This is a genomic window from Myroides sp. LJL116, from assembly GCF_054871685.1.
The window spans coordinates 1-24,502 of record NZ_JBTXLR010000012.1; the positions used below are offsets into that span (position 1 = coordinate 1).

Sequence of the window (24,502 nt, forward strand, 5' to 3'; positions counted from 1 at the left end):
GAAATCTGGCAATCTCTACCTGGTAATGATGGTAAAGATGCAAATGCTTTTATTGAAGCAATTACTGGTAAAGATGGTAAAGATGGTTCAACTCCAGAGATCGGTTCAAATGGAAACTGGTGGATTGATGGTGTAGATACTGAAATCGCTGCTAAAGGCGAAAAAGGAGATCAGGGAGAAGAAGGAAAATCAGCTTTAGAAGTATGGAAGTCTCTACCTGGAAATGACGGTAAAGATGGAGCAGACTTCATTGCAGAAATCACAGGTAAAGATGGAGTGGATGGAAAATCTGCTTACGAGGTAGCTGTGGATAATGGATTCGTAGGAACAGAACCTGAGTGGCTAATAAGCTTAATCGGAGCTAAAGGAGATCAGGGTGTAGATGGAAAATCTGCTTTAGAAATCTGGCAATCACTACCTGGTAATGATGGTAAAGATGCAAATGCTTTTATTGAAGCAATTACTGGTAAAGATGGTAAAGATGGTAAAGATGGTTCAACTCCAGAGATCGGTTCAAATGGAAACTGGTGGATTGATGGTGTAGATACTGAAATCGCTGCTAAAGGTGATAAAGGAGATCAAGGAGCAGAAGGAAAGTCAGCCTTAGAAGTATGGCAATCCTTACCTGGAAATGATGGTAAAGATGGCGCAGACTTCATTGCAGAGATCACTGGTAAAGACGGAGTAGATGGTAAATCTGCATATGAGGTAGCTGTGGATAATGGATTCGTAGGAACAGAACCTGAGTGGCTAATAAGCTTAATCGGAGCTAAGGGAGACGAAGGAAAGTCTGCTTTAGAAATCTGGCAATCACTACCTGGAAATGATGGTAAAGATGCAAATGCTTTTATTGAAGCAATTACTGGTAAGGATGGTAAAGATGGTTCAACTCCAGAGATCGGTTCAAATGGAAACTGGTGGATTGATGGTGTAGATACTGAAATCGCTGCTAAAGGCGACAAAGGAGATCAAGGAGCAGAAGGAAAGTCAGCCTTAGAAGTATGGCAATCCTTACCTGGAAATGATGGTAAAGATGGAGCAGACTTCATTGCAGAAATCACAGGTAAAGATGGAGTGGATGGAAAATCTGCATATGAGGTAGCTGTGGATAATGGATTCACCGGAAGCGAACCTGAGTGGCTAATAAGCTTAATCGGAGCTAAGGGAGACGAAGGAAAGTCTGCTTTAGAAATCTGGCAATCACTACCTGGAAACGATGGTAAAGATGCAAATGCTTTTATTGAAGCAATTACTGGTAAGGATGGTAAAGATGGTTCAACTCCAGAGATCGGTTCAAATGGAAACTGGTGGATTGATGGTGTAGATACTGAAATCGCTGCTAAAGGAGATAAAGGAGATCAGGGAGCAGAAGGAAAATCAGCTTTAGAAGTATGGAAGTCTCTACCTGGAAATGACGGTAAAGATGGAGCAGACTTCATTGCAGAGATCACAGGTAAAGATGGAGTGGATGGAAAATCTGCATATGAGGTAGCTGTGGATAATGGATTCGTAGGAACAGAACCTGAGTGGCTAATAAGCTTAATCGGAGCTAAGGGAGATCAGGGTGTAGATGGAAAATCTGCTTTAGAAATCTGGCAATCACTACCTGGTAATGATGGTAAAGATGCAAATGCTTTTATTGAAGCAATTACTGGTAAGGATGGTAAAGATGGTAAAGATGGTTCAACTCCAGAGATCGGTTCAAATGGAAACTGGTGGATTGATGGTGTAGATACTGCTATCGCTGCTAAAGGTGATAAAGGAGATCAGGGAGAAGAAGGAAAATCAGCTTTAGAAGTATGGCAATCCTTACCTGGAAATGATGGAAAAGATGGCGCAGACTTCATTGCAGAGATCACTGGTAAAGATGGAGTAGATGGAAAATCTGCATATGAGGTAGCTGTTGATAATGGATTCGTAGGAACAGAACCTGAGTGGCTAATAAGCTTAATCGGAGCTAAAGGAGACGAAGGAAAATCTGCTTTAGAAATCTGGCAATCTCTACCTGGAAATGATGGTAAAGATGCAAATGCTTTTATTGAAGCAATTACTGGTAAAGATGGTAAAGATGGTAAAGATGGTTCAACTCCAGAGATCGGTTCAAATGGAAACTGGTGGATTGATGGTGTAGATACTGAAATCGCTGCTAAAGGTGATAAAGGAGATCAGGGAGAAGAAGGAAAATCAGCCTTAGAAGTATGGCAATCCTTACCTGGAAATGATGGTAAAGATGGAGCAGATTTCATCATAGCTATCACTGGTAAAGATGGAGTAACTCCAGAAATCGGTATAAATGGAAATTGGTGGATTAATGGATCAGATACCAATATTGCAGCACGTGGTCCTAAGGGGGACACAGGTGCTCAAGGACCAGCTGGAAATGATGCTATTGTAAATGCGAAAAATTTAAGTGCAGCTGATAATTCCATCGTCGTAGATAATGGAGTTGGAGCCACAATAGTTGATAGTAGTATCAAAGTTAAAGATGGAGGAATTACTACTACAAAGCTACAAGATGGTGCTGTTACAACTGGGAAAATTGCAAATGGTGGAGCTAATAACATATTAGCTACAGATAATTCAGGTAATCCAACTTGGATCAGCAAGAGTTCTTTTGAATCAATTGAACCATGGAACGTTCAAGGGAGTTCTAATAAAGCAACTAATAATACAGATAATATTTATCAGTTAGGTTCAGTTGCTATTGGGACAGCTACTATTCCAAATGCAGATGCGAATGCAAAGCTATATGTACAAGGGGATATAGTTACTACAGGTAAGTTTTTCACAATTAACTCTGTTTATGCGGATTATGTATTTGAGAAGTACTTTACAGGTAGTTCTGAAATCAAACTTTCTTATGAATTCCCAACCCTAAGTAGTATTGCAGATTTCATTAAAGAAAACTATCACTTACCAGGTGTTACACCTATTTCGGAACTAGAAAAAAGTGAAGCAGGTTATTCTTTTGACATAACTAATTTATCTATTGAATTACTAGAAAAAACGGAAGAGTTGTTTATACATACTATTGAGCAACAAGATCAAATAGATGAACTGAAAAGTGAAGTTGAAGATTTAAAACTTCGTTTAGAGCAAATTGAAAGCTTGTTTTCTAATAAATCAAATGTTGAAAATAAATAAAAAGCCATGAAGATACAATTCAAAAAAGAGATCTATCTGGTGGGTGTGTTGTTAGGGTTACTCTTTTGGAGTAACCCAATCACAGCACAGACTAGGAGTGGGGTACAAACCAGAAACCCACAAGGAGTTCTACATATTGATGGGAAAGGAGATAATCCTAAAACTGCAGGAATCCCGAATAACACTCAAGCTAGTAATGACATCATAATTACTGATCAAGGTAAGATAGGAGTAGGAACAATTGAACCAAAAGCAGCTGTTGATTTACGATCCGTTGCAAATGATAATGCTTTTGGACTAGGAACAACTACAATGTCGGCTTCTCAAGCTCAGGCAGGTGCATTAAGATATGAGCCAAACACAAAAAGGCTAGAATATTCTGATGGGGTTACCTGGAGTGCTTCTTATACAAGTCCTGATAAAGCAGCAGTTATTGCTCAAATTGTAGATGACAGGAGTATCCCAGGTGATGCATTTACTACATTAAATAATTGGAGGGAAGATAAGGATGTTACGAATTCTTTTAATGCTTCGACAGGGGTGTTTACTGCTCCAAGAGAAGGATACTATTCTGTTTTTCTAACGTACAATTTTATAATGGATTGGATTATTTATGGGCGTAGAATAGAGGCTAGAATAGTATCTAATACCAATGGTATTTTGGCTTCTTCTAAAAAAACTTTTAATAGAACTTCAAGAGATACTCAAGCAGGGGCTTTGTTTCATGCTACTGTTAAACTCAAAGCCAATGAAACTATTAGAATTGAGATTTTTCAAAATATTGCCAAAGATATAAATGTGGGAAATTTTGTTTTTCCAAAGTGGGTTGTTGGTCCACGTAATTTACGTACGCATACTAGTCAATCTAATTCAAATGCTGGTTTTAACCATATCTCCATTGTTGAACATTAAAATAAAAAATAATGAAAAAAATATTTACACTATTCTTTTTGACTATAGGAGTATGCTTTGGAGTTCTTGGACAAACAGGAGTAAAAACTAAAGCTCCTAAAGCAGTTTTACATATTGATGGGGCAAAAGATAATGGGAATACTATAGGGGCAAGTCAAGCTAAAAACGACGTTGTTTTTACAGAGGATGGCTATTTAGGAGTAGGGGTCTTAGCACCCAATACTAGAGTGGATATTCGCTCTGAAGAAAATACCTCTATAGTTGGTATAGGCCAAACTAGTCAATCAGCGAGCCAAGTAGGACCAGGTGTTTTACGATATAATTCTACGGCTAAAGTAATGGAGTATTCCGATGGAGTGAATTGGTATCCCTTAAGTGATAAAGCTCCTGAAAAAGTTGTAGTTATAGCCACTAAAACAAGTAGCCAAAATTTTTCTAACAATGCTTCTACAACAGTTACAGGATTTAATGAAGTAGAGGATAATTATAATGCTTTTAACCCAAGTACTGGAATATTTACAGCGCCTAGGGAAGGCTATTATTATGTTAGTTTCAATTTAACTTTTCAAAGCGGAAATGTCAATAATAACTCTTATGTAGAGTCTGTAATTGTTAGTGATAATTCAGATAATAATATTAGGGAGTATCGCGGGCTGAATTCTTTTCCAGGTTTTGAAAATCACTACAATCCTAGTATTGAAGTGGGAATGAACGCTTCAGCTTTATTTAGTTTAAAGGAAGGTTCTACCGTTTATTTTAGAGTTTACTCCACCTTAGGAAATACTAAGAACAATACTAGTAATGCGGGAGAGAATCGTATAAGTATCATTGAAATTTAAAGAAGTAATAGAATGAAAATAAAGAAAATTATTTATAGCATAGGGTGCTTTTTTACCTTGTTTTCTGTTGTGGCTCAAGTTCAAATTGGTACGAAGAATTCCAATCACGCTATGGAGGTTAAAACAACAGGAGACACAACTATCATTACTAATGATGGTAAAGTGGGAGTTGGGAATGCTAGTCCAATTCTAAATTTAGACTTGAGATCTCTTTCCCAAGATGGAACTTTAGCATTAGGATGGACCGATCAAAGCGCCTCACAGGCAGGTAAAGGAGCCTTGCGTTATAACCCTGCTGTAACTTGGGGAGGGATTAATGGATATATAGAATATTCCGATGGTAATGTATGGGTGCCTTTTTATCCAAAAGGAAAACCTCGTATTGTGGTAATGGCCGAAAAAAACACTAATAACGTGCGTGTGGATCAGGGTGGCTTTGTAGATGCTGGAAATTATACCGGCGGAGTTCCGCCTAGAACTTCAACTTTTCCAACCAACTGGACCAAAAGAGTAGATATGGACTCGGGAGTGGCGGGTAACTATTTTGATGCAACCAAAGGTGAGTTCAAAGCACCTCGTACAGGAATGTACTTAGTAACCTTCACATTTGCTTTAGCAAAAGCACCTGTTGAGCATGAAGAGCATAACTACTGGGAGGCAATTTGGCAAGTTATAGATAAGAATGGACAACATCGTTACGACATTAAAAGTAACAATGGATATCCTTCAGATTCAGGATCGGCTCCAAATGGGGTAGTTGTAGGTTCCTATTGTACAGCAATGGTTTTCTTAGAACAAGGGGATGTTGCTCGACCTTATATATGGGGGAAGACAGAATATACCAATGGACCTTATGCAACTGGAAATAGTCAAGCTCGATACGATAAAACAAAGCGCCCATTTATATTAAATAGTGGTTTTAATGTTTTGACAGTAATTGAATTGTAATTAATTGAATCAAGATGAAAAAAAAGATATATCAACTTTGTTTTGTTAGCCTTGTACCCTTAGGAGCTCTAGGTCAAACAATTAATCAAGGTAATTTTTCGGTAGATCCTGGTACACAAGTTTCCACTTATTTTGATTTTATAAATGAATCTTCCGCAAACTTATATAATGATGGAGAGTTTCATTTTTATGGACACTTTCAAAATGATGGTTTGTTTACCTATAAGACAAATAGTACCACAGGTTATGTTGTTTTTGAAGGAAAAATGCCTGCTATTCAAAATATTAAAGGTAATGCACCTAGTGAATTTTATAATGTTTTATTTGATAAAAACACTAAGGATCATGCTTTTGCATTGAGTAATGACATTACTACAGCAGGACAAGTAAACTTATCCGATGGAGTTGTTTTTGTAGATCAACAAAATGGAGGAGCTTTTGTTTTCTTAAAAGGTTCTACGGTTATTAATGCCAAAGATAGTAGTTATGTAGAAGGAGAAGTTTCAAAGGAAGGGGATGAAAGTTTTATCTATCCTATTGGTAAATCAGGTTATTATCGTTTTGCCGGTATTTCTGCTCCATCTACAGTTGCAGAATCCTATTCAGGAGAATATTTTCTGGAAAATTCCGATATAAACCATCCTCATAGTAGTAAAACTGGGGTTATTGATACTATCGATAACCAAGAATATTGGATTATAGATAAAGATACCAAGGATAAAAATGCTGTCTTACTTAGTTTAAGCTGGGATAAACGCACCACTCCAAATTACTTATTAGAGGACGTAGAAAAACTTTGTATAGTGCGTTGGGATGATAAACAAAAGCTTTGGGTAAATGAAGGCGGTATAGTAGATTCCTCTTCTAATACGGTAACAACACCATTGGAGGTGGATGGGTTTGGGGTATTTACATTAGGAACAATTAAAGAACAACTGCTCAATCCAGGGGATGTGGTTATTTATAATGCCGTTACTCCAAATGGAGATGGAATCAATGATTACTTTATAATTGACAATATAGAAAACTATCCTAATAACCAAGTGACCATTATTAATCGTTGGGGGCATAAAGTATATGAAACTTCCAATTATAATAGTAATGGAAATGTTTTTAATGGTTATGCGCAAGGAAATGGGGTAATAAATAGAAGTGAAAAGCTTCCCTCAGGAACGTATTATTATATAGTAGAGTATGTTTTCGATGGTAATGGTCAAAGTCAAAAAATTAAAAAAACAGGCTATTTACATTTAGAAAATAATTAAATCGAAAAACAATGAAAAAAGCAATACAACTAATAAAGGTCTTTCTTGTCTTCACAGGCCTTTGTGCTTATGCACAGCAAGATCCGCAATACACCCAATATATGTATAATACAGTAAATATTAACCCTGCATATGCTGGTAATAGAGGGGTGTTAAGTGCTTTTGGATTACATAGAAGTCAGTGGGTTGGTCTTGAAGGAGCACCAACTACTAATTCATTTTCTATCAACACTCCAATTGCTGACTCTAAGTTAGGAATAGGATTGAGTTTTGTCAATGACAAATTAGGAGTGGTTCAAGAGAACAATATAAGTGTAGACTTATCTTATACTATTGATTTAAACAGCATGGGAAGTAAGTTAAGCTTTGGATTAAAAGCAACAGGTAACTTATTGGACACAAAGTATTCTGACTTAAATAAATATGATCCTAATGATCCATTGATATTAGAGGATATAAAAAATGAGTTTTCTCCAAATTTTGGAGCAGGAGTATACTGGCATAATGAGCAAAGTTATGTTGGACTTTCTGTGCCAAGTCTTTTAGAAAATTCTCGATTTAAAGATGGCGTATATAGCAATATGAGACAAAGAATGCACTTTTTTTTAATTGCTGGACATGTATTTGATTTAAATCCAAACTTGAAGTTTAAGCCTGCTGTTTTAGTAAGAGCTGTACAAGGGGCGCCATTAATGGCGGATTTAACTGCTAATTTCTTGATTAGTGAAAAGTTTACTTTAGGGGGAGCTTATAGAACTAATGCTGCTTGGAGTGCTTTAGCTGGAGTTCAAATTACAAAGGCATTAATGATAGGTTATAGTTATGATCGTGAAATCACCAAGCTAGCTAACTTCAACGATGGCTCTCATGAGATTTTTTTACGCTTTGAGTTAATTAATGTTTTTCGTCGCGTAAACTCGCCTCGATTCTTTTAAAAGATTTAACCATGGAAAAAAGAAAAATACTTATCGCCTTGCTTTGTTCCATTTTAGTTGGTTTATTTCATGTAAGTGCACAGACTAAATTTAATAAAGCAAATAGAAAATACGACAAATGGGCCTACTTAGAATCTACTACTTTATATGAAAAGCTGATAGATAAAGGTTATGTGCAGCAAGACTTATTACAAAAGTTAGCAGACTCTTATTATTTTAATGGGAAATATAAAGAAAGTGAGAAATATTATAGTCGTTTAATAAATGAATTAAAGCCAAGTAGTTTAGAACCAGAGTATTATTTTAGATATGCTCATTCTTTGCAGAATATAGGAAAGGACCTAGAGGCCAAGACTTATTATGATATATTTGTTGAGCAAATTCAAAAGCCATCTCAAATAAAGGAGTTTAGAAAAGATATTGCTTCCTTAGAACAGCAAATTAAGCAAAACTCTAATAGGTATTCCGATGTACTTGCTTTGCCAATAAATACTGAGTTTGCTGATTATGGAAGTTTTGTATATAACGATACCTTATATTTTGCAAGCGCTAGGGATACCGGAAGTTATGTCGATAGGAAGCACGGATGGACGAATGAGAATTTTACTAGTATTTATGCCTATCCTTTAAAAGACACCTTAGAAGGTAACAGTGTAAAGCGACTTTCAGGTCCTGTAAAAAGCAAGTTCAATGAATCTTCTTTGGTGATCACTAAAGATGGTAAAACCATGTATTTTACTCGTAATAATCTTCTTAATGGAAAAAGAGGATTTGATCAAAATAAGAATACAAATTTAAAAATTTATAAGGCTACTTTAGAAAACAATAAATGGGCTAATGTCATAGAGTTACCTTTTAATAGTGATGATTTTAATACAGCTCATCCTTCTTTGAATAAACAAGAAAATGTAATGTACTTCTCTAGTGACCGCCCTGGTGGATATGGAGCTTCCGATCTTTGGAGTGTTTCTATCTCAGAGGATGGTAATTTTGGTATACCCGTTAACCTAGGTGCTCAAATAAATAGTGAACAAAGAGAAACCTTTCCATTTATCAATGAGATGGATGAATTATACTTTTCTAGTGATGCAAGAGTAGGTTTAGGAGGATTAGATATCTATGTTACCAAGCTCTTAGAAAATGGTCAATTCTCTGAAGTTCAAAATCTAGGAGAACCTATTAACTCGAGCTTTGATGATTTCGCCTATTTTATTGACTCTGATTCAAAGCTAGGATTCTTTTCTTCTAATCGGGCACAAGGGGATGATATTTATAGTTTTAAAGAAGATGCTGCTTTAGTATTTGAATGCCTTACAGATGTCTTAGTGAAAATTATCGATGCCTCTACCAAGCAACCCATTATAGACGCTCAAGTAAGCCTTTATGACTTATTGTACAATGATTTAGGAGTAGTTACTACTTCCAAAGAAGATTACTTTGAGCTAGATACGCCATTTTCTTGTGAGGAGTCTTATCGTATTAAATCCCAATTAGATGGTTATCAGACAAAAGAAGTGGTTTTTGCGGTAATGCAGTCCTCTGATCCAATGCTTGTAACTATAGAAATGGAGAAGGATAAAATTAAAGTAGAAAAAGGAGATGATTTATTTAAAGTACTGGAGCTTGATCCTATATACTTTGATTTAGACAAGTGGTCTATTAGGCCTGATGCAGAAAATGAACTAGTGAAAATTTTGGCTGTATTAGAACAATATCCTTCTATGAAGATAGATATTCGAGCACATACCGATTCTAGGGCTTCTCATGTATATAATGATAAGTTATCCCAAAGAAGAGCTGAGTCAGTTGCCCAATGGTTAGTAAACAAAGGCATTCAAAGCAATAGATTGACATATAAAGGATATGGTAAGCGCCAGTTATTAAATAAATGTAGCGATGGTGTTCCTTGTAGTGAGCAAGAGCATCAAGAGAATCGTCGTAGCGAGTTTATTATTATCCAGATGTAATTTAAAATATAAACGACAGGGAGGACTTATAGCTCCCTTGTCGTTTTACCATATCTATGAGGTTTTAATTAATATTTTGATTCTATGAAAATTAAAAATTTAGTAAATAGGGCAAAAATAATTTCAAGTAAAGAATTTATTAAAATACAAGGTATTAATATCTTTAGTATAGAACGTTATAAACAATTTGTATTTGAAGATTTAAAGGTAGTAAGAGCAAATTTTTATGTATTAAATTACTATAGTTTAATTAGCAATAGTCAAGATGGTCTAGATCCAATATCTCAAGAGTATATTCAGTTTATCCCACCGACAAAGAAACAAGAGGTAATTGATCAAGATGGCTTTGTTCTTGTTTTTACTGATGCTGTTTTTATAAACGAGCCCGATAAAATTCAACTTCTTTATGAACTTGAAAAATTCAGTAAAATTAGAAAAATAAATTCTTTAGCCATTAAGAATAGAAAAGCGCAAATACATTTGTTATTTCAACTAATAGAGCAGGAACTACAGTATCCTTATAATAAGATACAAAAGCAAATGCTATCTAATTACTTATACAATATCTTATTAATTTGTAAAGAACTAATACAACCAACCAATGTAGTTTTAGAGCCTAGTTTTGAAATAGTTAAAAGGTTTAAAAACTATGTACATCAAAAAATATATAAGAACCGTTCAATAATTTATTACGCTTCTGCTTTAAATGTAAGTGTTAGTACATTAGAAACGGCTTTTAAAAAACATGAATATATTACACCTAAGGCTTGGCTTAGTAACTTAATTGTGGCAGATATGAAACAAAAAGTTTTGTCTAATGAATATAGTACTAAGGATTTAGCTTTACTCTATGGTTTTACAGATGTAAGCAATTTTGTAAAATTTTTTAAAAAACATTTTGAGGTTACTCCTAAACAGTTTCGCCAGCAAAATAGGGAAAACGAGTCATCTTTAGTGATGGAAGGTAAACAAAAGACTATAAAAAAAGATAAAAACATAGACAACTTTGTGTCTTATAGGTCTTTATAAAAGGGATAGTTGAAAAGATGAAATAAGGCAGTTGAAAATTATCTTTGAAAAATTTCGGTTCAATATGAATAGTTCCTACTTAAGCTTTGTCTTGAAAAACAATTTAAAACAGAGTCATATCTCCATCTTTAATCCAATGCCTTTTTTTCATAACTAGGTAAATAAGGTAAGAAATTACCATGGGTAAGATAAACTGTAGCCCAACAATAGCCATTACAATATAGGACATAGAATAGGACTCTTTCATAGCGTTAAAGGTACCAATTTGGCCAACCAGTCCACAGCTTCCCATACCAGATTCTAAGGCAGTATTTTGCATATTAAAAAACAAAATAGCAATAGGGCCTATTATAGCAGCAGTCAAAGTAGGCGGTATCCATATTTTCCAGTTCTTGTAAATATTAGGTACTTGTAACATACTAGTTCCAAGCCCTTGGGCTAAGACTCCTTTTATACCATTGTCTTTATAACTAATGGTTGCAAAACCAATCATTTGAGCGCAACAACCAATAGTTGCGGCTCCAGCAGCTATACCATCTAATTGTAGCATCAAACAAAGCGCTGCAGAGGAGATAGGAAGGGTTAAAACCATACCTACTACTACTGAGAGCACTATACCCATTATAAGTGGATTAGCATCGGTTGCTAAAATAATAACTTGTCCTATCCACTGCATAAGACTATTAACACTAGGTCCAATAAATTGAGCTAATACCACTCCTGTAACCACAGTGACAATAGGGGTAACTACAATATCTATTCTTGTTTCCCCAGATATGGCTTTACCAATTTCTACGGCTATAATGGTGGCTATAAATACTCCTAATGGACCACCTAATTGGTAAGAGGCTACTCCCACAACGGCAGAGGAAAATAAAACAAGCTGAGGAGCTTTTAAACTATAGGCAATTGCAAGAGCAATAACAGGACCTGTTGCCTGATTGGCAAAAGGCCAGATGACCTCATTTAAAAAAGGAATATGAAATTCTTCTCCTATAGTCTTTAAAATTGTCCCTACCAGTAAAGTTGCAAATAATCCATAAGCCATAGCTCCCATAGCATCAATAAAATAGCGTTTACTTGAGATATGGATGTCTTTTCTTTGTAGAAATTTTTGCATGAGTAGTGGTGTGTTTTAAAGGTTATAGCTGGATTGATATTTTCTATTTTGTGCTCTAAGACAAAATTAACAATAAATAAACAGCAATTGGAACAATAGAAATTGAATTTACCTTTCTATGGATTTTACTAAGTATTCGGCAAAAGATTTTATTTTTAAAAAGGAGGATTTTATTTATCTTTACTTTTGGTGTAATTCATTTAAATACAGTGTGATATGCTTAGTTCTTTTATAAATAACTATCAAGAAATAATTATAGTTGATGCTCTAGTATCTTGTATTGTTATTGTGTTTTATTTCTATCAAGTAAAAAAAATAAATCCATGGATAGGCTATAGAACTAATAGTTCTATGAAAAGTCAAGCAGCATGGACATTTTCTCAACGGTATTTTTTTAAGAGGTGGATATATATCTTGCCTATTATTTATGTGCTGCAATTCATCCTTTTAGATCATTATAGCAATAGGCTTATCAATGAGGTATCTATGGGGTTATTTGTAGGTTATTCTATCTTATTGATTATTATAACAGAGAAGAAGATTAAACAAACACTAGACTAAGACCTGTTTTTAGAGTATCTATTTGTTATAAGTATAAGATAAGCTATAGGTCTAAAATAAAATACTCCAAAGAATCTTGTTCTATCCTAATGGATTTGATCCTGTTAAAGCAAAGCCTTTGCAGTAAAGCGATAGATCTTTGGTTTTGAGGATTTGTGATAGCACAAATTTCTTTAATTGAAGTGTTTTCTTTCAGGTAGTCTATAAATAGATTACAGGCTAAAAAGGCAATTCCTTTTTTAGTGTTGCCAGGTAGTAGTGCAAAACCTAAATCCCATAGAGGAAGATAATCTCTTTTTATAAAGCTAATCACTCCTAAGGTTTGTTGCTCTTTATCTAGGATACAATAATACTCAAAATCTTGATTTTGAATTATCTTTTCGATGTACTCTACTGACTGTTGTAAAGTGTGTACATTTCTTTGTCCAATAAACTCTAGCCAAGTTGGGGTATTTACCAGTTCTAACATAAAGCTAGCTTGGTTTGTATTTATTTTTTCTAAGGTTATATCATTACCTGTGATAGTGTTTGGGAAATCCATCTAACGTACTTTAAAGAGGTTGGAAAATGAGTTGGTATTTTTATTAGAATTTAACTACTATAAATCTCTTGTTAAAGGTATAGAAAAATAAAAAACAAGGCATTATAAAAAGATAAAAAGGCTCAACCCATAATAGGTGAACCTTTTTAGATGTTTTTTCTAAAGTATTATCTATCAAAATAGACAATGTACTGTATAATTACTTTTTGTTTTTAAACTCTGCAACAGCTGATATTTCAACCGATGCATTAGCAGGTAAGTTTGCTACTGCAATACAAGTTCTAGTTGGAAATCTTTCGCTAAAGAAGCTACCATATACTTGGTTAAGTCTTTGGTAGTGGTCCATATCTTTTAAATAGATAATAGTACTTACTATATCATCCATTGTAAGTCCGTGCTTTGCAAGTTCACTTTTAAGGTTTTCCATTACCTGTTTTGTTTCTATCTCAAAGCTTTCACTAGCTAGAGTAGATGTAGTAGGGTTAATTCCAACTTGACCAGAAATATATAAAAGATCACCTGTTTTTATAGACGAAGTATAAGGAACCGGGTTCTGCTTTTTTTCTTGCGCATTAACTCCTAAAGTAAAAGCTCCAAGACAAAGAGCTAAAATCATTTTTTTCATAGTTGTATTTTTTTCTTTTTTGTATTTAGCCCCGTTTTTCAAGGCATAGCTTCAAAAATAGCAATTATTAAACAATTAAAAGATTTTAAGTAAAACACTGGGTAAAAGCCCCATAAATTCACAAGTGTTAAAGTGGAGCTTTTTAAAAAAAGCTGCAAGTATATTTAGTACTTTAGAGTATACTTTAACTAAGGACTATTTTATGATTTCTTTTATTAAGTAGTAGTGCGTTAGGGTATTAAATGTATTGATTAAGCAAGCGTTTTGTCTATGGCTAAAAATAAAACAATGCCGAGCTCTGTTCAGGTAAAGGACTTTATAAACTCTTTTTGTACCACAGAGCAAAAAAAAGAGGAAGCCTTTGAGCTTATTGACTTTTTCCAAAATCTAAGCGGACTGACCCCTACGATGTGGGGACCAAGTATTATTGGCTTTGGTAGTTATAGTTATACCTACCAAAGCGGACATAGTGGACAGGCGCCAATACTAGGCTTTTCTCCTAGAAAGGCAGCCTTTAGTTTATATGTCTATAGCGATACCCCTCAGAGTAATATTCTTTTACAGACTTTAGGCAAGTATAAAATGGGAAAATCCTGTATTTATGTCAATAAACTAAAAGATATAGATCTAGAGGTATTAGGCAAACTTTGCCAAGAGACCATAAAAGACATCCATCACCGCTATAAAAAACCTTAAAATTTCTTGTTATGAAATGGATTCTAACACAAATTAAGTGGGCTGTCTACTTTAGTATTATGACCTTAGTATGGATGGTAGCAGAGAGAATAGTTGGTCTTCATTCTACCTATATTGATCAGCATATGTATTGGACGAATCTATTTGCTATTCCAGCTATTTGGATAATGGTATTGGCATTAAAGGATAGTAAAAAGACCCTGTATAATAACGCTATGAGTTATGTACAAGGATTACTTTGTGGTAGTGTGTTATCGGTATTGATTGCTGTATTAGGTCCTTTAACCCAGTGGATTATCTCCTATGTTATCACACCTGATTATTTTCAAAATGCCATTCAAAGGAGTGTGGAGTTAGGTTATTATCCAAGTGTAGATTTAGCCAAGGAGTATTTTAATTATGAGAGTTTTGCCATAGGCTTTAGCAGTTTTGCCCTTATATTTGGCATTGCAACAACGATTGTAGCCATGATTTTCTTAAAGAGTAAGAAAAGTTAGACTTTATAATCTCTACTAAAACCATCCCCCCTTGGGTATAAGAATAACAAAAGGTCCATAAAACTAGTTTTATGGACCTTTTGTTGTTTATTTAAGTAAGACAATCTCTCTAGTATTGTTCTATTTAAAAAGCTCTATGATTTCTAAAGGAGTAACTTTTCCAAAGTATTTAGTTACATCTATACTCTCTAAAAGCTCTTGTATTTCAGCCACATCATGGTTTTTCTCTAGTAGCATTTCTTCTAATTCCTCAATTGGATTAGAGGCAAAGAAATCTCCAAAAATCTTGGCAGCTTCTATTTTACCACCTCTTTGTACATCTAGGTGAATCTCAATGTATCCAGCAGGTACTTTAATGGCATTTTTGAAATTGTATTTTGGAGAGAAACCAAAATTCCAATCCCATGTATTGTATTTTTGCTCTACTAATTCCATTACCTCTTTGATATCCTCCTTAGTAAGAGTATATTGAGTAGATTCTGGGAATAGGCTAATCATTTCTTGGATTAAAGCTTCTTTTAAATCCGTAATTGTAATAGGATCTTTAAAGCATTCTTTTAAGTTAATTACCCTAGAACGATTAGATTTAACAGCTTTGTCTTTATACTTTAATGGATTAACCTTTAAAGCATCAGATAAGATATCCATATTGGAATCAAATAAGATAGTTCCATGTTGGATTACTTTACCATTGCGCGCCAATTTTGCGTTTCCACTAAACTTCTTACCATCTACATATAAATCATTACGACCTTCTAAAGCAGCTGGTACTCCTTTGCCTTGTAATACATTTAATACAGGCTTGGTAAACTTGGAGAAGTCCATGAATTCACTTTGGTTAAGCTCACTGTGGAAGGAAAAATTTAAATTTCCTAAATCGTGGTACACAGCTCCACCGCCACTCATACGTCTTACTACCTTTATGTTATTTTGTTCTATATACTCTAGATTGATTTCAGCTAAGGTATTTTGAAACTTACCCACTATAATAGAAGGAGCATTAATATACAAAAGGAAAATATCCTTCTTTGGGTATTTATATAATAAGTATTCTTCTAAGGCTATATTAAAATAAGCGTCATTAGAAAAGGAATCTATGATTATCATGTTGTAGTGTTTTTGACAAAAATAATAAAGTAAAATAACATTAGGGCCCTTTGCGGGGGTAATTACTAACCAAGGTTTTCTTTTAGTATCTGTTTAAACAAAGAAAAGATAATCTGGGCCATAAGAGGGTAGTAGGTGTTTGCTTAAAAATAGGAGTAAAACAAGCAAATAAAGTCAGGTTAAAATCTTTTTATGTTAAAATTTAACATTTAAACCATTTGTTATCAATTAGTTAAATAAGGGAAAGTTTGCCACCATAAGGGTTGACCTATGTAGCGAGAAACCCCATAATGAGAAACTTTATTAGATCTATAAGCCTGGTTTACACTTAGTGGGTCATTGGCATATATGTTGTTTTCTATACTATACAAGTCTTGGTGTTAAAAAGTTAAATTAACAACTCGATACCCCTAGAGAACAATTCAGGGCTTGGATAGAATTAATTTTAATTATAGAGTTATGCAAGCAAAAGATTTTTCAAAATTTAATTTTAATAACCAAACCATGGGCAAAAAAGACTACTTAGTACTTTTTTGTAGTTTGGCTCTATTATTTTCCAGCGCTTTTTTTGTATATAATTTCTCCAATTCCTCTTATTTTCAAGAGACACCAAGCTTTGGAGGTTTTACAGAAATTCTAGTGATTATAAGTGGAATACTATTGTCTATAGAGGTATTGTTTTTATTGTATTTGTTTTACAACTACTTAAGATATAAGCCTATTGATATGGCCTTGGATGAAGATCTACCTTATTGTACGGTTATAGTTCCCGCTTATAATGAAGGGCGCTTAGTATATGATACCTTACATAGTTTAGCACAAAGTGATTACCCTAAAGATAAATTGGAAATTTTATCCTTTGATGATGGAAGTAAGGACGATACTTGGCAATGGATGCAAAAAGCAGCAAAGGAGTTAGGACAAAGCGTAAAAATATTCCAACAACCTAAAAATATGGGTAAACGCCATGCACTTTACAGAGGTTTTAAAATGGGTAAAGGAGAAGTATATGTAACAGTAGATAGTGATTCTATTGTACAAGGGGATACCCTTAGACAATTAGTGAGTCCATTCTCTGTAGATCCTTTATGTGGAGCTGTGGCGGGTAATGTTTTGGTATTAAACACCAAAGAGGGGATTATTCCAAAAATGCTTAATGTTAGTTTTGTGTTTAGTTTCGAGTTTGTTCGCTCTGCCCAAAGTGCTATAAAAACGGTTTTATGTACCCCAGGGGCCTTAGCGGCTTACAAAAAGAAGGCAGTCTTACCTATTTTAGAGCAGTGGATAAACCAAACCTTTATGGGAGTGGCCTCGGATATTGGAGAAGATAGATCAATGACTAATTTTATATTAAAGCAAGGTTATCATGTTCTATTTCAAAAGAATGCATATGTTCTTACCAATACGCCTAAGCAATATAAAGGACTTTATAAGATGTTTATTCGTTGGGAGAGAAGTAATGTTAGAGAAAATATCATGATGAGTAAGTTTGCCTTTTCTAATTTTAGACAAAGCAGTAAAATAGGAGCAAGGGTTTTACTTTTAAACCAGTGGCTTAAAGTAATTTTGGCTTATCCTTTATGTATCTCTATGCTTTATTTCTTAATAGCTTTCCCAGTGCGATCTATTACAACTGCTTTGGTAGGTATTCTTGTATTCTCTAGTATTCAAGTTTTATTCTATGCTAGAAAGTACAACATTAAAAACTCTCTATGGGCCTATACCTATAGTATCTTCTATACATTTACTTTATTTTGGATAACTCCTTATGCTATTGCTACAGCTAGTAGAAGCGGATGGCTTACTAGAAGCTTACCGGTTAAAAAGTAAATAATTAAAACGTGCATTACTAGACACTATGTCTAATCGCATTTATAATAAGTAAAATAAATTATTAAAAAGGTAGGAATCTCCATAAGGGATTGCTGCCTTTTATTATTTTCTAAAGCCATAAAAATAAAAGACCTATAGATATATATAGGTCTTTTCTAACAGCGATTTATTTTATAAAAAATAATTATTTACCTCAAAGGCCTTTCTAAACCAATTTAATTACGCCTTATAAAATCCACCTATTTTGATTTTCAATTCAATTAATACTTCAAAATAAATGCTGTTTCTACCTGTTCATTGTGTGGAAACTGCATTACAATAGTACGATGATATTTTTTTTTTACCAAAAATGAACCCAAAAATGGCTGAAAACAGGTATATAGCATAGAATATGTATTATATCTTTTTTTACTTAAGATTGTAATGCTCATTAGTAAATTAGCCCTTAAAATATGATTTATCGTTACTAAATATTTGGAAATTGTTTGGAAAATGGAATTTATTATTAAAAAGCACTACCTTTAAATAAACATTATAATTCAAGATATGCAAACCAACAAATTATTTGATTTAACAGGAAAAGTGGCCATAGTAACTGGTGGTGCAAGTGGAATAGGAAAAGCAACCGCTCTTTTGTTAGCCCAGTATGGAGCAGCTATTTGTATAGGTGATTACGATATTGAAAAGGCAAAAGAGACTGCCCTTGAAATACAAAAGATAGGAGTAAAAGCTATAGCTGTTCATTGTGATGTTTTACAAGATAAGGACCTAGAGAATCTAGTAATAACAACCCTAGATGAATTAGGTAGTATTCACATCTTAATTAATAATGCTGGAGGGGGAGGAGGAGGACGTGAAAATCCTTTTAAGATCTCTGTAGAGGACATTAAAAGAGATTATCAGTTAAATGTTTTTAGTGGATGGAGATTGTGTCAATTGGTTGTTCCTCATATGAATAAGGCAGGTTATGGCTCTATTGTATTTACCACCTCAATGGCAAGTATAAATAAAAGTCCTAATATGAGTGGTTATGCTGGATCTAAAGCAGCTGTAAACCACATGGTAGCAAATCTAGCCTATGATTTTGGTCCAATAGTACGGATAAATGCAGTTGGTCCAGGTGCCACAAGAACAGCCGCTTTAGAAAGTGTACTTACTCCAGAGATAGAAGCCTCTATGTTAAAGCACACCCCAATTAAACGCTTAGGTACCCCAGAGGACATTGCAGGGGCAATGCTGTATTTTGCCAGTCCTATTTCCCAGTGGGTAAGTGGACAAACTATTTTTGTAAATGGAGGAGGCCAGCAGACCTTGGAATAAATTACAAAAAGTAGAAGAAGTTATAATCGAATAAAAGTAGATAAAATATAAAAAAACAATTAAATGAAAAAGATATTATATAGCGCCTTGGTACTGGTATTGTTTTATAGTTGTAAAGATGGAGCTACCCTAGCTGATCAAGGAGTAAAAGAACAGCAAAGTGCTAAGGTCTATTTTAATGGAGATATTCTTACCATGGAGTCTTCTAGTCCTATTTACGCCGAGGCTATAGTAGAAAAAGATGGAAAGATTGTCTTTGTAGGTAGCAAAGAAGAGGCCTTTGAGAATTACTCTAATGCCACACAAGTGGATTTACAGGGTAAAACATTATTGCCTGGGTTTATTGATCCTCACAGCCATTTTGGGATGGTTTCCAACACCATGGGACAAGTGGACTTAAGTCCTGCTCCTGTTGGTGATGTGACTGATATAGATGATATCCTAACTAGGATTAAAGCCTATAAAGTAGAAAATAATATACCCGATAATGAGTGGATTTTTGCTTGGGGCTATGACGATGGACAGTTAAAAGAAAAGACCCATCCAACCAAAGAGCAAATAGATAGTGTATTACCTAATAACCCTGTTTATTTACAACATATTAGTGGACATATGGGAGTAGCCAATTCTATGGCCTTAGAGCTTATGAATGTAACGGCTGACACTCCTAATCCACCAGGAGGTAATATTCAACGTATGCCTAACTCAAATGAGCCAGATGGTCTAGTGCAAGAGACAGCCATGTATCCTTTTGTTGGTAATATGTTAGAGATTTTAGCCAAAGAAAAGCCTAAGTATTTTGATGCTACACAATTATATTATGCATCCAATGGTATTACAACGGCTCAAGATGGAATGAGTGATCGCAGTAGTATTGATTTTTTTCAATCTCAAGCAGATGCAGGCAAGTTAAAGATTGATCTAATAGCTTTAGGGGGAAGTAATGATTTAGAGCAAAACCTTAGTGATCCTACTTTGAATTTCAAAACCTATGAAAATCACTTTAAAGTACAAGGAACTAAGGTCGTTGCAGATGGATCTCCACAGGGGAAAACTGCTTATTTTACTAAACCTTTCTTAACGGAAGTTCCAGGATGTAGTCATGATTGTAGAGGACTTCCTAGTTTAAATACCCAAGAGTTAAGGGATATATTCCTAACTGCATATGCAAAGGATAATCAACTCTTTATTCACGGTAATGGAGATGCTACTATTGATATGATTTTAGATGCTCACCAGTATGCTAGTGAAAAGCTTGGTGAACCTTTAGATAAGGATAGAAGAACTATTGTTATTCACTCTCAGTTTGTGCGACCTGATCAATTAGTAGCTCTTAAAGAGTATAATATGCAGCCTTCCTTTTTTACTAATCACGCTTATTTTTGGGGAGATGTTCACCTAGAGAACTTAGGCCGTGAAAGAGCTTTTTTCCTAAGCCCAATGGCTAGCGCTATTAACTTAGGATTAAAACCTACCAATCACTCCGATGCTACAGTAACACCTATTGATCCTCTTTTTACTATTTGGACAGCTGTAAATAGAGAATCGCGCTCAGGAGTTGTAATTGGACCAGATCAAAGAATTACACCTTACCAGGCTATACAAGCTATTACACAAAATGCTGCTTATGAATTTTTTGAAGAGGACACAAAAGGTTCTTTAAGTACTGGAAAATTAGCTGATTTTGTGATTCTAGATCAAAATCCATTAAAAGTGAATAGCCAAGATATTAAAGACATTAAAGTAGTACAAACCATTAAAGAAGGGGAAACTATCTTTTTAAAAGACACTACTAAATAAAAAAACAGTCAAAGAGATAGTATTACGGCTTTATACTTTACTCTTAGTGGGTAAATGCTTTCTCTTATATATTTTATGTAAGCGTTTAAAAGATTTGACAGGATACTGTCTTTTGTGTGGTATGTTATTAAATATAAGTGCCACAATAAAGAGGATAGTAACTCCACTAAGAACAGGAGAAATCACATATTCATAGCCTAAAGAAGTAATACTATCTCCTCCTGTTACAGCAATTAATGCAGTAGCTCCTCCAGGGGGATGTAATGATTTAGCCATTTGCATGGCAATTATGGATAAGGAAACGGCTAAAGGTGCAGCTACCCAAAGGTGATCTGCTAAAAGTTTATAGATAGTTACTCCAACAATAGCAGAAATAATATGGCCTAAAAATAAGTTTTTGGGTTGGGCTAAAGGGCTACCTATAGCACCATAAACTAATACACAAGTAGCTCCAAAAGAACCAATTAAAAGAGTAAAGTCTTGTTTGGAGAATAGCTCAAAGTGTATATAACTTATAATACCTAAACCAATGAAGGAGCCTATAAAGGCCCATAGGTGTTCGTTGAAATCTACAAGAGTTTCTTTATAAAGTAGATACCTAGTTCGGCGAAACATCTTATTTTTGCGGATGGACATAGTTGATTTTTAAAACAGGTGCAAAGGTATTGTTTATAGTGCAATTATCATTGGCTTTTCACCCTACATTTACTTAGAAAATAAGCTACAAGGTTAGCCTTTTTGCATTTGGAATTAAAAACAAATAGCTTGAGGAGGTTTACAAAATAAGGTTATGAAAAAAATAATTATACTCTCTGATATTTGGGGTAAGGAGAAATCATGTTGGATGGCTTATTATACCACCATATTGGGTCAGTGTTTTGATCTACAATATTATGATTGTCAACAATTGGGAGGAGTTTCTGTAGGTAAAGATAACCAAGAGGATATTCACCTAGAATTTATAAATAATGGTATTGATAAAGCTGTCAAAAACCTACTAGAATTAGAAAAGGAAGCTTTTGCTATCATAGGCTTTAGTATTGGTGGATATATTGCGTGGAAAGCATGTTTATCCGGCTTAAAAGTCAATTATTTGTTTGCAATATCTTCTACAAGGTTGAGGTATGAAACACAGAAACCCAAAGGAGAAATCCAGGTGTTTTTTGGACAAGAAGATAAGTTTAGACCTTCCGATGCTTGGTTCAAGCAAATGAGTATCATATATAAGCTATATGTAAACCAAGGACATGAATTATACCAGAAAAGGGAGGTGGCTAAGAGTATTTGTCAGCAAATGTTTGACGTTATTAGTTAACTTGTTTCTAAAAACACATTATTTATATTCCAATACATACTATTCTAGGTAAAATATCAAGTAGATTTCTTTTATCTTGATTATATTATGTATTAATGATTGTTTTTTGTGGATGAGTAAAGAAAATATTTACTTTTTAGATATCAATATCTCTACAAGTATAATCGGAAATATCTCTTACTGGTAATCTAGACTTTTTAGTCAAAACTTTTTCTATAAAATCATTACACCTTTCTTTAGTGAAAATGCCTTTCTTTAATGCATAGCATAAAAAGTCCATTGTTGTTAAATAGGTAATTTCAAATTCTTCACAATATTGTTTGATGTCGACTAAATTAGAGCTAGCTATTATATCGCTTGTATATCTTACAAATGACAGGCATGCACTTTCTCCATCTCCTTTTCTGAGTTGTTATTTTATTCGAAAGTACTCCTTTTTTATTTCTATATTATTCTCAGGGAAAGGTATTACCTGTATTACTTTCTGAGAAAGTAAAATATCGATTTGTTGTTTCCAAGAAACATTATTTTTCAATTCATTATAAACTTTGTCAAGTATTTTTAATTGGTTATTAAAAATACTATTAATAGAATATATTTCATCGGCTTTAATAAAATGCGAAATAACGTCTGCATCAACTAGTATAATTTTATTCTTTTTCTTCACCATCCATGATAATTTGAAGTTCTTGAGTTGTTAAACCTAGGTCACTCAACAGACTAAAATAATGCGACTCAGATATCTTTTGCTTGTCGTATAATTCAAAGGCAAGTTCTCCATAATTACCAATAACTAGGTCTTGATTACCTGCTGAGTACAACTCTGTATTGTAACCATGTCTTATAGCATTTAACTTTACAGATGACTTAAAGTTTTCAGCGTATGATTTACTTATCAACATAAGATCTTGTAATCTATATAATAAAGCCGCTCTCGAGCAAGAATAGTAATGCTCAAGCTTTAAAATTGTTTTAATTGTAATTTTATCTTTAGCTAATTCTACTTCTGGTATCAAAGACTTTATCCCACTTTCAGGTAAAAGTAATACTGCAGCAAAATAATCAGCATAAAACTCTTCTTTGTCTTTTTTATCAAAAAGACCAGTTCTACATACCATATAATTGAATTCTTGCTGTTCATATAAATGATAAAGTTCGTGGCAAATTGTAAAATGCTGTTTTCCCAAGGAATGATTACTGTTGATGAGTATAAATCTTTCTACAGAGTCAGCATTGTTGATTTTTAAAGCCATTCCTGAAAATTCGTTACTTAAAGGCTTATATACGGTAATTAGATTCAAATTGCTTAATAAGCTCTTAAGGCGAATAGGATCATTTGCTCCGATTCCATTCCTAACTCTAAACTCATTGGCTTTGTTCTCAAGAATAAAATTATTCATCTATTATAGCTTTTTTCATTTTCAAATAATTCATCGCAAGTTTTTTAAAAGAAGCGATTGTTTCTATGTCTGTTGCATCTAATTCCTTAGCTTTAAAAGCAAATGCAACATTTAGTTTAATATTATTTTCATCCTCTTCATAAAAGTCATACTCATCAACCCCGAATAAATTTGCTAATTTAGTCATCTGATTTGTTGGTACCGTGGCTGTACCATTCTCATATCTAGATATTTTCATTTTATTAGATAAACCTAGATATTTAGCTAAATCATCTTGAGATATGCCAATTCTATCTCTAAGTAATTTAATGTTCTTTCCGATAGTTGCGTCCATAATTTCTAGTTTTATTTGTTACAAATATAGTGGTAAAAATGTTTATATGTGTTTTGTAACATGCTTTTTATTTGCTAAAAGTAAAATTAGTGCTCGATATACGAGGTAGTTACGGTTTAAAATTGATGTTTATAAATTCCGTATTCAAAGCAAATATTTGCTAAGTTTATAAGATTTAGAAGGCTCGAAGACTTTGCTTCTTTTTCTTTATCGGTGAAATGATAAATTTAATTGAGGAAAATATCTATTTATTAAAGAAATATTCTAACAGAAGTATTCCAAGTACGTAAATATAGAAACACTCCAATGAGAAA

General features: G+C 33.9%; 22 protein-coding genes and 1 pseudogene. 15 read left to right on the plus strand and 8 right to left on the minus strand.

Annotation, left to right across the window (positions count from 1 at the left end; all coding sequences use genetic code 11):
- From ACYSNM_RS09825 to ACYSNM_RS09860, 8 genes and pseudogenes are all read left to right on the plus strand, one after another.
- Positions 1-3,144: pseudogene (locus ACYSNM_RS09825) on the plus strand (hypothetical protein); the annotation flags it as partial.
- Between the two features lie 6 nt (positions 3,145-3,150).
- The gene (locus ACYSNM_RS09830; protein ID WP_461756736.1) at positions 3,151-4,056 is read left to right on the plus strand and encodes a hypothetical protein; all 906 of its coding nucleotides are present in this window, start codon (positions 3,151-3,153) and stop codon (positions 4,054-4,056) included.
- Positions 4,057-4,067: 11 nt separating this feature from the next.
- On the plus strand, positions 4,068-4,895 hold the full coding sequence (locus ACYSNM_RS09835) for a C1q-like domain-containing protein (RefSeq protein ID WP_461756737.1): 828 nt from the start codon (positions 4,068-4,070) through the stop codon (positions 4,893-4,895).
- Between the two features lie 12 nt (positions 4,896-4,907).
- Positions 4,908-5,843: a complement C1q domain-containing protein gene (locus ACYSNM_RS09840; RefSeq protein WP_461756738.1), complete on the plus strand. Its 936-nt coding sequence runs from the start codon at positions 4,908-4,910 to the stop codon at positions 5,841-5,843.
- Between the two features lie 14 nt (positions 5,844-5,857).
- Positions 5,858-7,108, plus strand: coding sequence for a gliding motility-associated C-terminal domain-containing protein (locus ACYSNM_RS09845; RefSeq protein ID WP_461756739.1), 1,251 nt, complete (start codon positions 5,858-5,860; stop codon positions 7,106-7,108).
- 11 nt (positions 7,109-7,119) lie between these two features.
- The gene (locus tag ACYSNM_RS09850; protein ID WP_461756740.1) at positions 7,120-8,043 is read left to right on the plus strand and encodes a PorP/SprF family type IX secretion system membrane protein; all 924 of its coding nucleotides are present in this window, start codon (positions 7,120-7,122) and stop codon (positions 8,041-8,043) included.
- A gap of 11 nt (positions 8,044-8,054) precedes the next feature.
- Positions 8,055-10,010 carry an OmpA family protein gene (locus ACYSNM_RS09855; protein ID WP_461756741.1) on the plus strand — a complete coding sequence of 652 codons (1,956 nt, stop codon included), beginning with the start codon at positions 8,055-8,057 and terminating at the stop codon, positions 10,008-10,010.
- Positions 10,011-10,094: 84 nt separating this feature from the next.
- On the plus strand, positions 10,095-11,039 hold the full coding sequence (locus ACYSNM_RS09860) for a helix-turn-helix domain-containing protein (RefSeq protein ID WP_461756742.1): 945 nt from the start codon (positions 10,095-10,097) through the stop codon (positions 11,037-11,039).
- A gap of 103 nt (positions 11,040-11,142) precedes the next feature.
- Here ACYSNM_RS09860 and ACYSNM_RS09865 read toward each other — a convergent pair whose 3' ends face one another.
- Positions 11,143-12,159, minus strand: coding sequence for a PTS transporter subunit IIC (locus ACYSNM_RS09865; RefSeq protein ID WP_461756743.1), 1,017 nt, complete (start codon positions 12,157-12,159; stop codon positions 11,143-11,145).
- A 216-nt stretch (positions 12,160-12,375) separates the two neighbouring features.
- On the opposite strand from ACYSNM_RS09865, the gene ACYSNM_RS09870 reads away from it, so the two are divergent.
- A complete protein-coding gene (locus ACYSNM_RS09870) occupies positions 12,376-12,720 on the plus strand; it encodes an SdpI family protein (protein ID WP_461756744.1) in 345 nt (114 codons plus the stop codon).
- A 43-nt stretch (positions 12,721-12,763) separates the two neighbouring features.
- On the opposite strand, the gene ACYSNM_RS09875 is transcribed toward ACYSNM_RS09870, so the two are convergent.
- On the minus strand, positions 12,764-13,261 hold the full coding sequence (locus ACYSNM_RS09875) for a GNAT family N-acetyltransferase (protein WP_461756745.1): 498 nt from the start codon (positions 13,259-13,261) through the stop codon (positions 12,764-12,766).
- A gap of 199 nt (positions 13,262-13,460) precedes the next feature.
- Positions 13,461-13,886, minus strand: a complete 426-nt coding sequence (locus tag ACYSNM_RS09880) for a RidA family protein (RefSeq protein WP_461756746.1) — start codon at positions 13,884-13,886, stop codon at positions 13,461-13,463.
- A gap of 270 nt (positions 13,887-14,156) precedes the next feature.
- On the opposite strand from ACYSNM_RS09880, the gene ACYSNM_RS09885 reads away from it, so the two are divergent.
- A complete protein-coding gene (locus ACYSNM_RS09885; RefSeq protein ID WP_461756747.1) occupies positions 14,157-14,582 on the plus strand; it encodes a DUF1801 domain-containing protein in 426 nt (141 codons plus the stop codon).
- 11 nt (positions 14,583-14,593) lie between these two features.
- Positions 14,594-15,079 carry a DUF4199 domain-containing protein gene (locus ACYSNM_RS09890; protein ID WP_461756748.1) on the plus strand — a complete coding sequence of 162 codons (486 nt, stop codon included), beginning with the start codon at positions 14,594-14,596 and terminating at the stop codon, positions 15,077-15,079.
- 120 nt (positions 15,080-15,199) lie between these two features.
- Here the strand turns inward: ACYSNM_RS09890 and ACYSNM_RS09895 are convergent, their stop codons facing one another.
- Positions 15,200-16,186 (minus strand): lipoate--protein ligase, encoded by a 987-nt coding sequence (locus ACYSNM_RS09895; protein WP_461756749.1) that lies wholly within the window; start codon positions 16,184-16,186, stop codon positions 15,200-15,202.
- Between the two features lie 459 nt (positions 16,187-16,645).
- On the opposite strand from ACYSNM_RS09895, the gene ACYSNM_RS09900 reads away from it, so the two are divergent.
- The 3 genes from ACYSNM_RS09900 to ACYSNM_RS09910 all read left to right on the plus strand — a co-directional run bounded on the left by ACYSNM_RS09900 (position 16,646) and on the right by ACYSNM_RS09910 (position 21,139).
- Positions 16,646-18,016, plus strand: coding sequence for a glycosyltransferase family 2 protein (locus ACYSNM_RS09900; protein WP_461756750.1), 1,371 nt, complete (start codon positions 16,646-16,648; stop codon positions 18,014-18,016).
- A gap of 549 nt (positions 18,017-18,565) precedes the next feature.
- The gene (locus ACYSNM_RS09905; RefSeq protein WP_461756751.1) at positions 18,566-19,339 is read left to right on the plus strand and encodes a glucose 1-dehydrogenase; all 774 of its coding nucleotides are present in this window, start codon (positions 18,566-18,568) and stop codon (positions 19,337-19,339) included.
- Between the two features lie 63 nt (positions 19,340-19,402).
- On the plus strand, positions 19,403-21,139 hold the full coding sequence (locus ACYSNM_RS09910) for an amidohydrolase (protein WP_461756752.1): 1,737 nt from the start codon (positions 19,403-19,405) through the stop codon (positions 21,137-21,139).
- 30 nt (positions 21,140-21,169) lie between these two features.
- Here ACYSNM_RS09910 and ACYSNM_RS09915 read toward each other — a convergent pair whose 3' ends face one another.
- A complete protein-coding gene (locus tag ACYSNM_RS09915; protein WP_461756814.1) occupies positions 21,170-21,754 on the minus strand; it encodes an HPP family protein in 585 nt (194 codons plus the stop codon).
- Positions 21,755-21,929: 175 nt separating this feature from the next.
- On the opposite strand from ACYSNM_RS09915, the gene ACYSNM_RS09920 reads away from it, so the two are divergent.
- Positions 21,930-22,454: an alpha/beta hydrolase gene (locus tag ACYSNM_RS09920; protein ID WP_461756753.1), complete on the plus strand. Its 525-nt coding sequence runs from the start codon at positions 21,930-21,932 to the stop codon at positions 22,452-22,454.
- 412 nt (positions 22,455-22,866) lie between these two features.
- Here the strand turns inward: ACYSNM_RS09920 and ACYSNM_RS09925 are convergent, their stop codons facing one another.
- From ACYSNM_RS09925 to ACYSNM_RS09935, 3 genes are read right to left on the minus strand one after another with little or no spacing between them, the layout of a single operon-like run.
- The gene (locus ACYSNM_RS09925; protein WP_461756754.1) at positions 22,867-23,124 is read right to left on the minus strand and encodes a hypothetical protein; all 258 of its coding nucleotides are present in this window, start codon (positions 23,122-23,124) and stop codon (positions 22,867-22,869) included.
- Positions 23,105-23,854 carry an ImmA/IrrE family metallo-endopeptidase gene (locus ACYSNM_RS09930; RefSeq protein WP_461756755.1) on the minus strand — a complete coding sequence of 250 codons (750 nt, stop codon included), beginning with the start codon at positions 23,852-23,854 and terminating at the stop codon, positions 23,105-23,107. Before ACYSNM_RS09930 ends, ACYSNM_RS09925 begins: the two co-directional genes overlap by 20 nt.
- Positions 23,847-24,188 carry a helix-turn-helix domain-containing protein gene (locus ACYSNM_RS09935; protein ID WP_461756756.1) on the minus strand — a complete coding sequence of 114 codons (342 nt, stop codon included), beginning with the start codon at positions 24,186-24,188 and terminating at the stop codon, positions 23,847-23,849. The genes ACYSNM_RS09930 and ACYSNM_RS09935 overlap by 8 nt, the downstream gene beginning before the upstream one ends.
- Between the last annotated feature and the right edge of the window lie 314 nt (positions 24,189-24,502).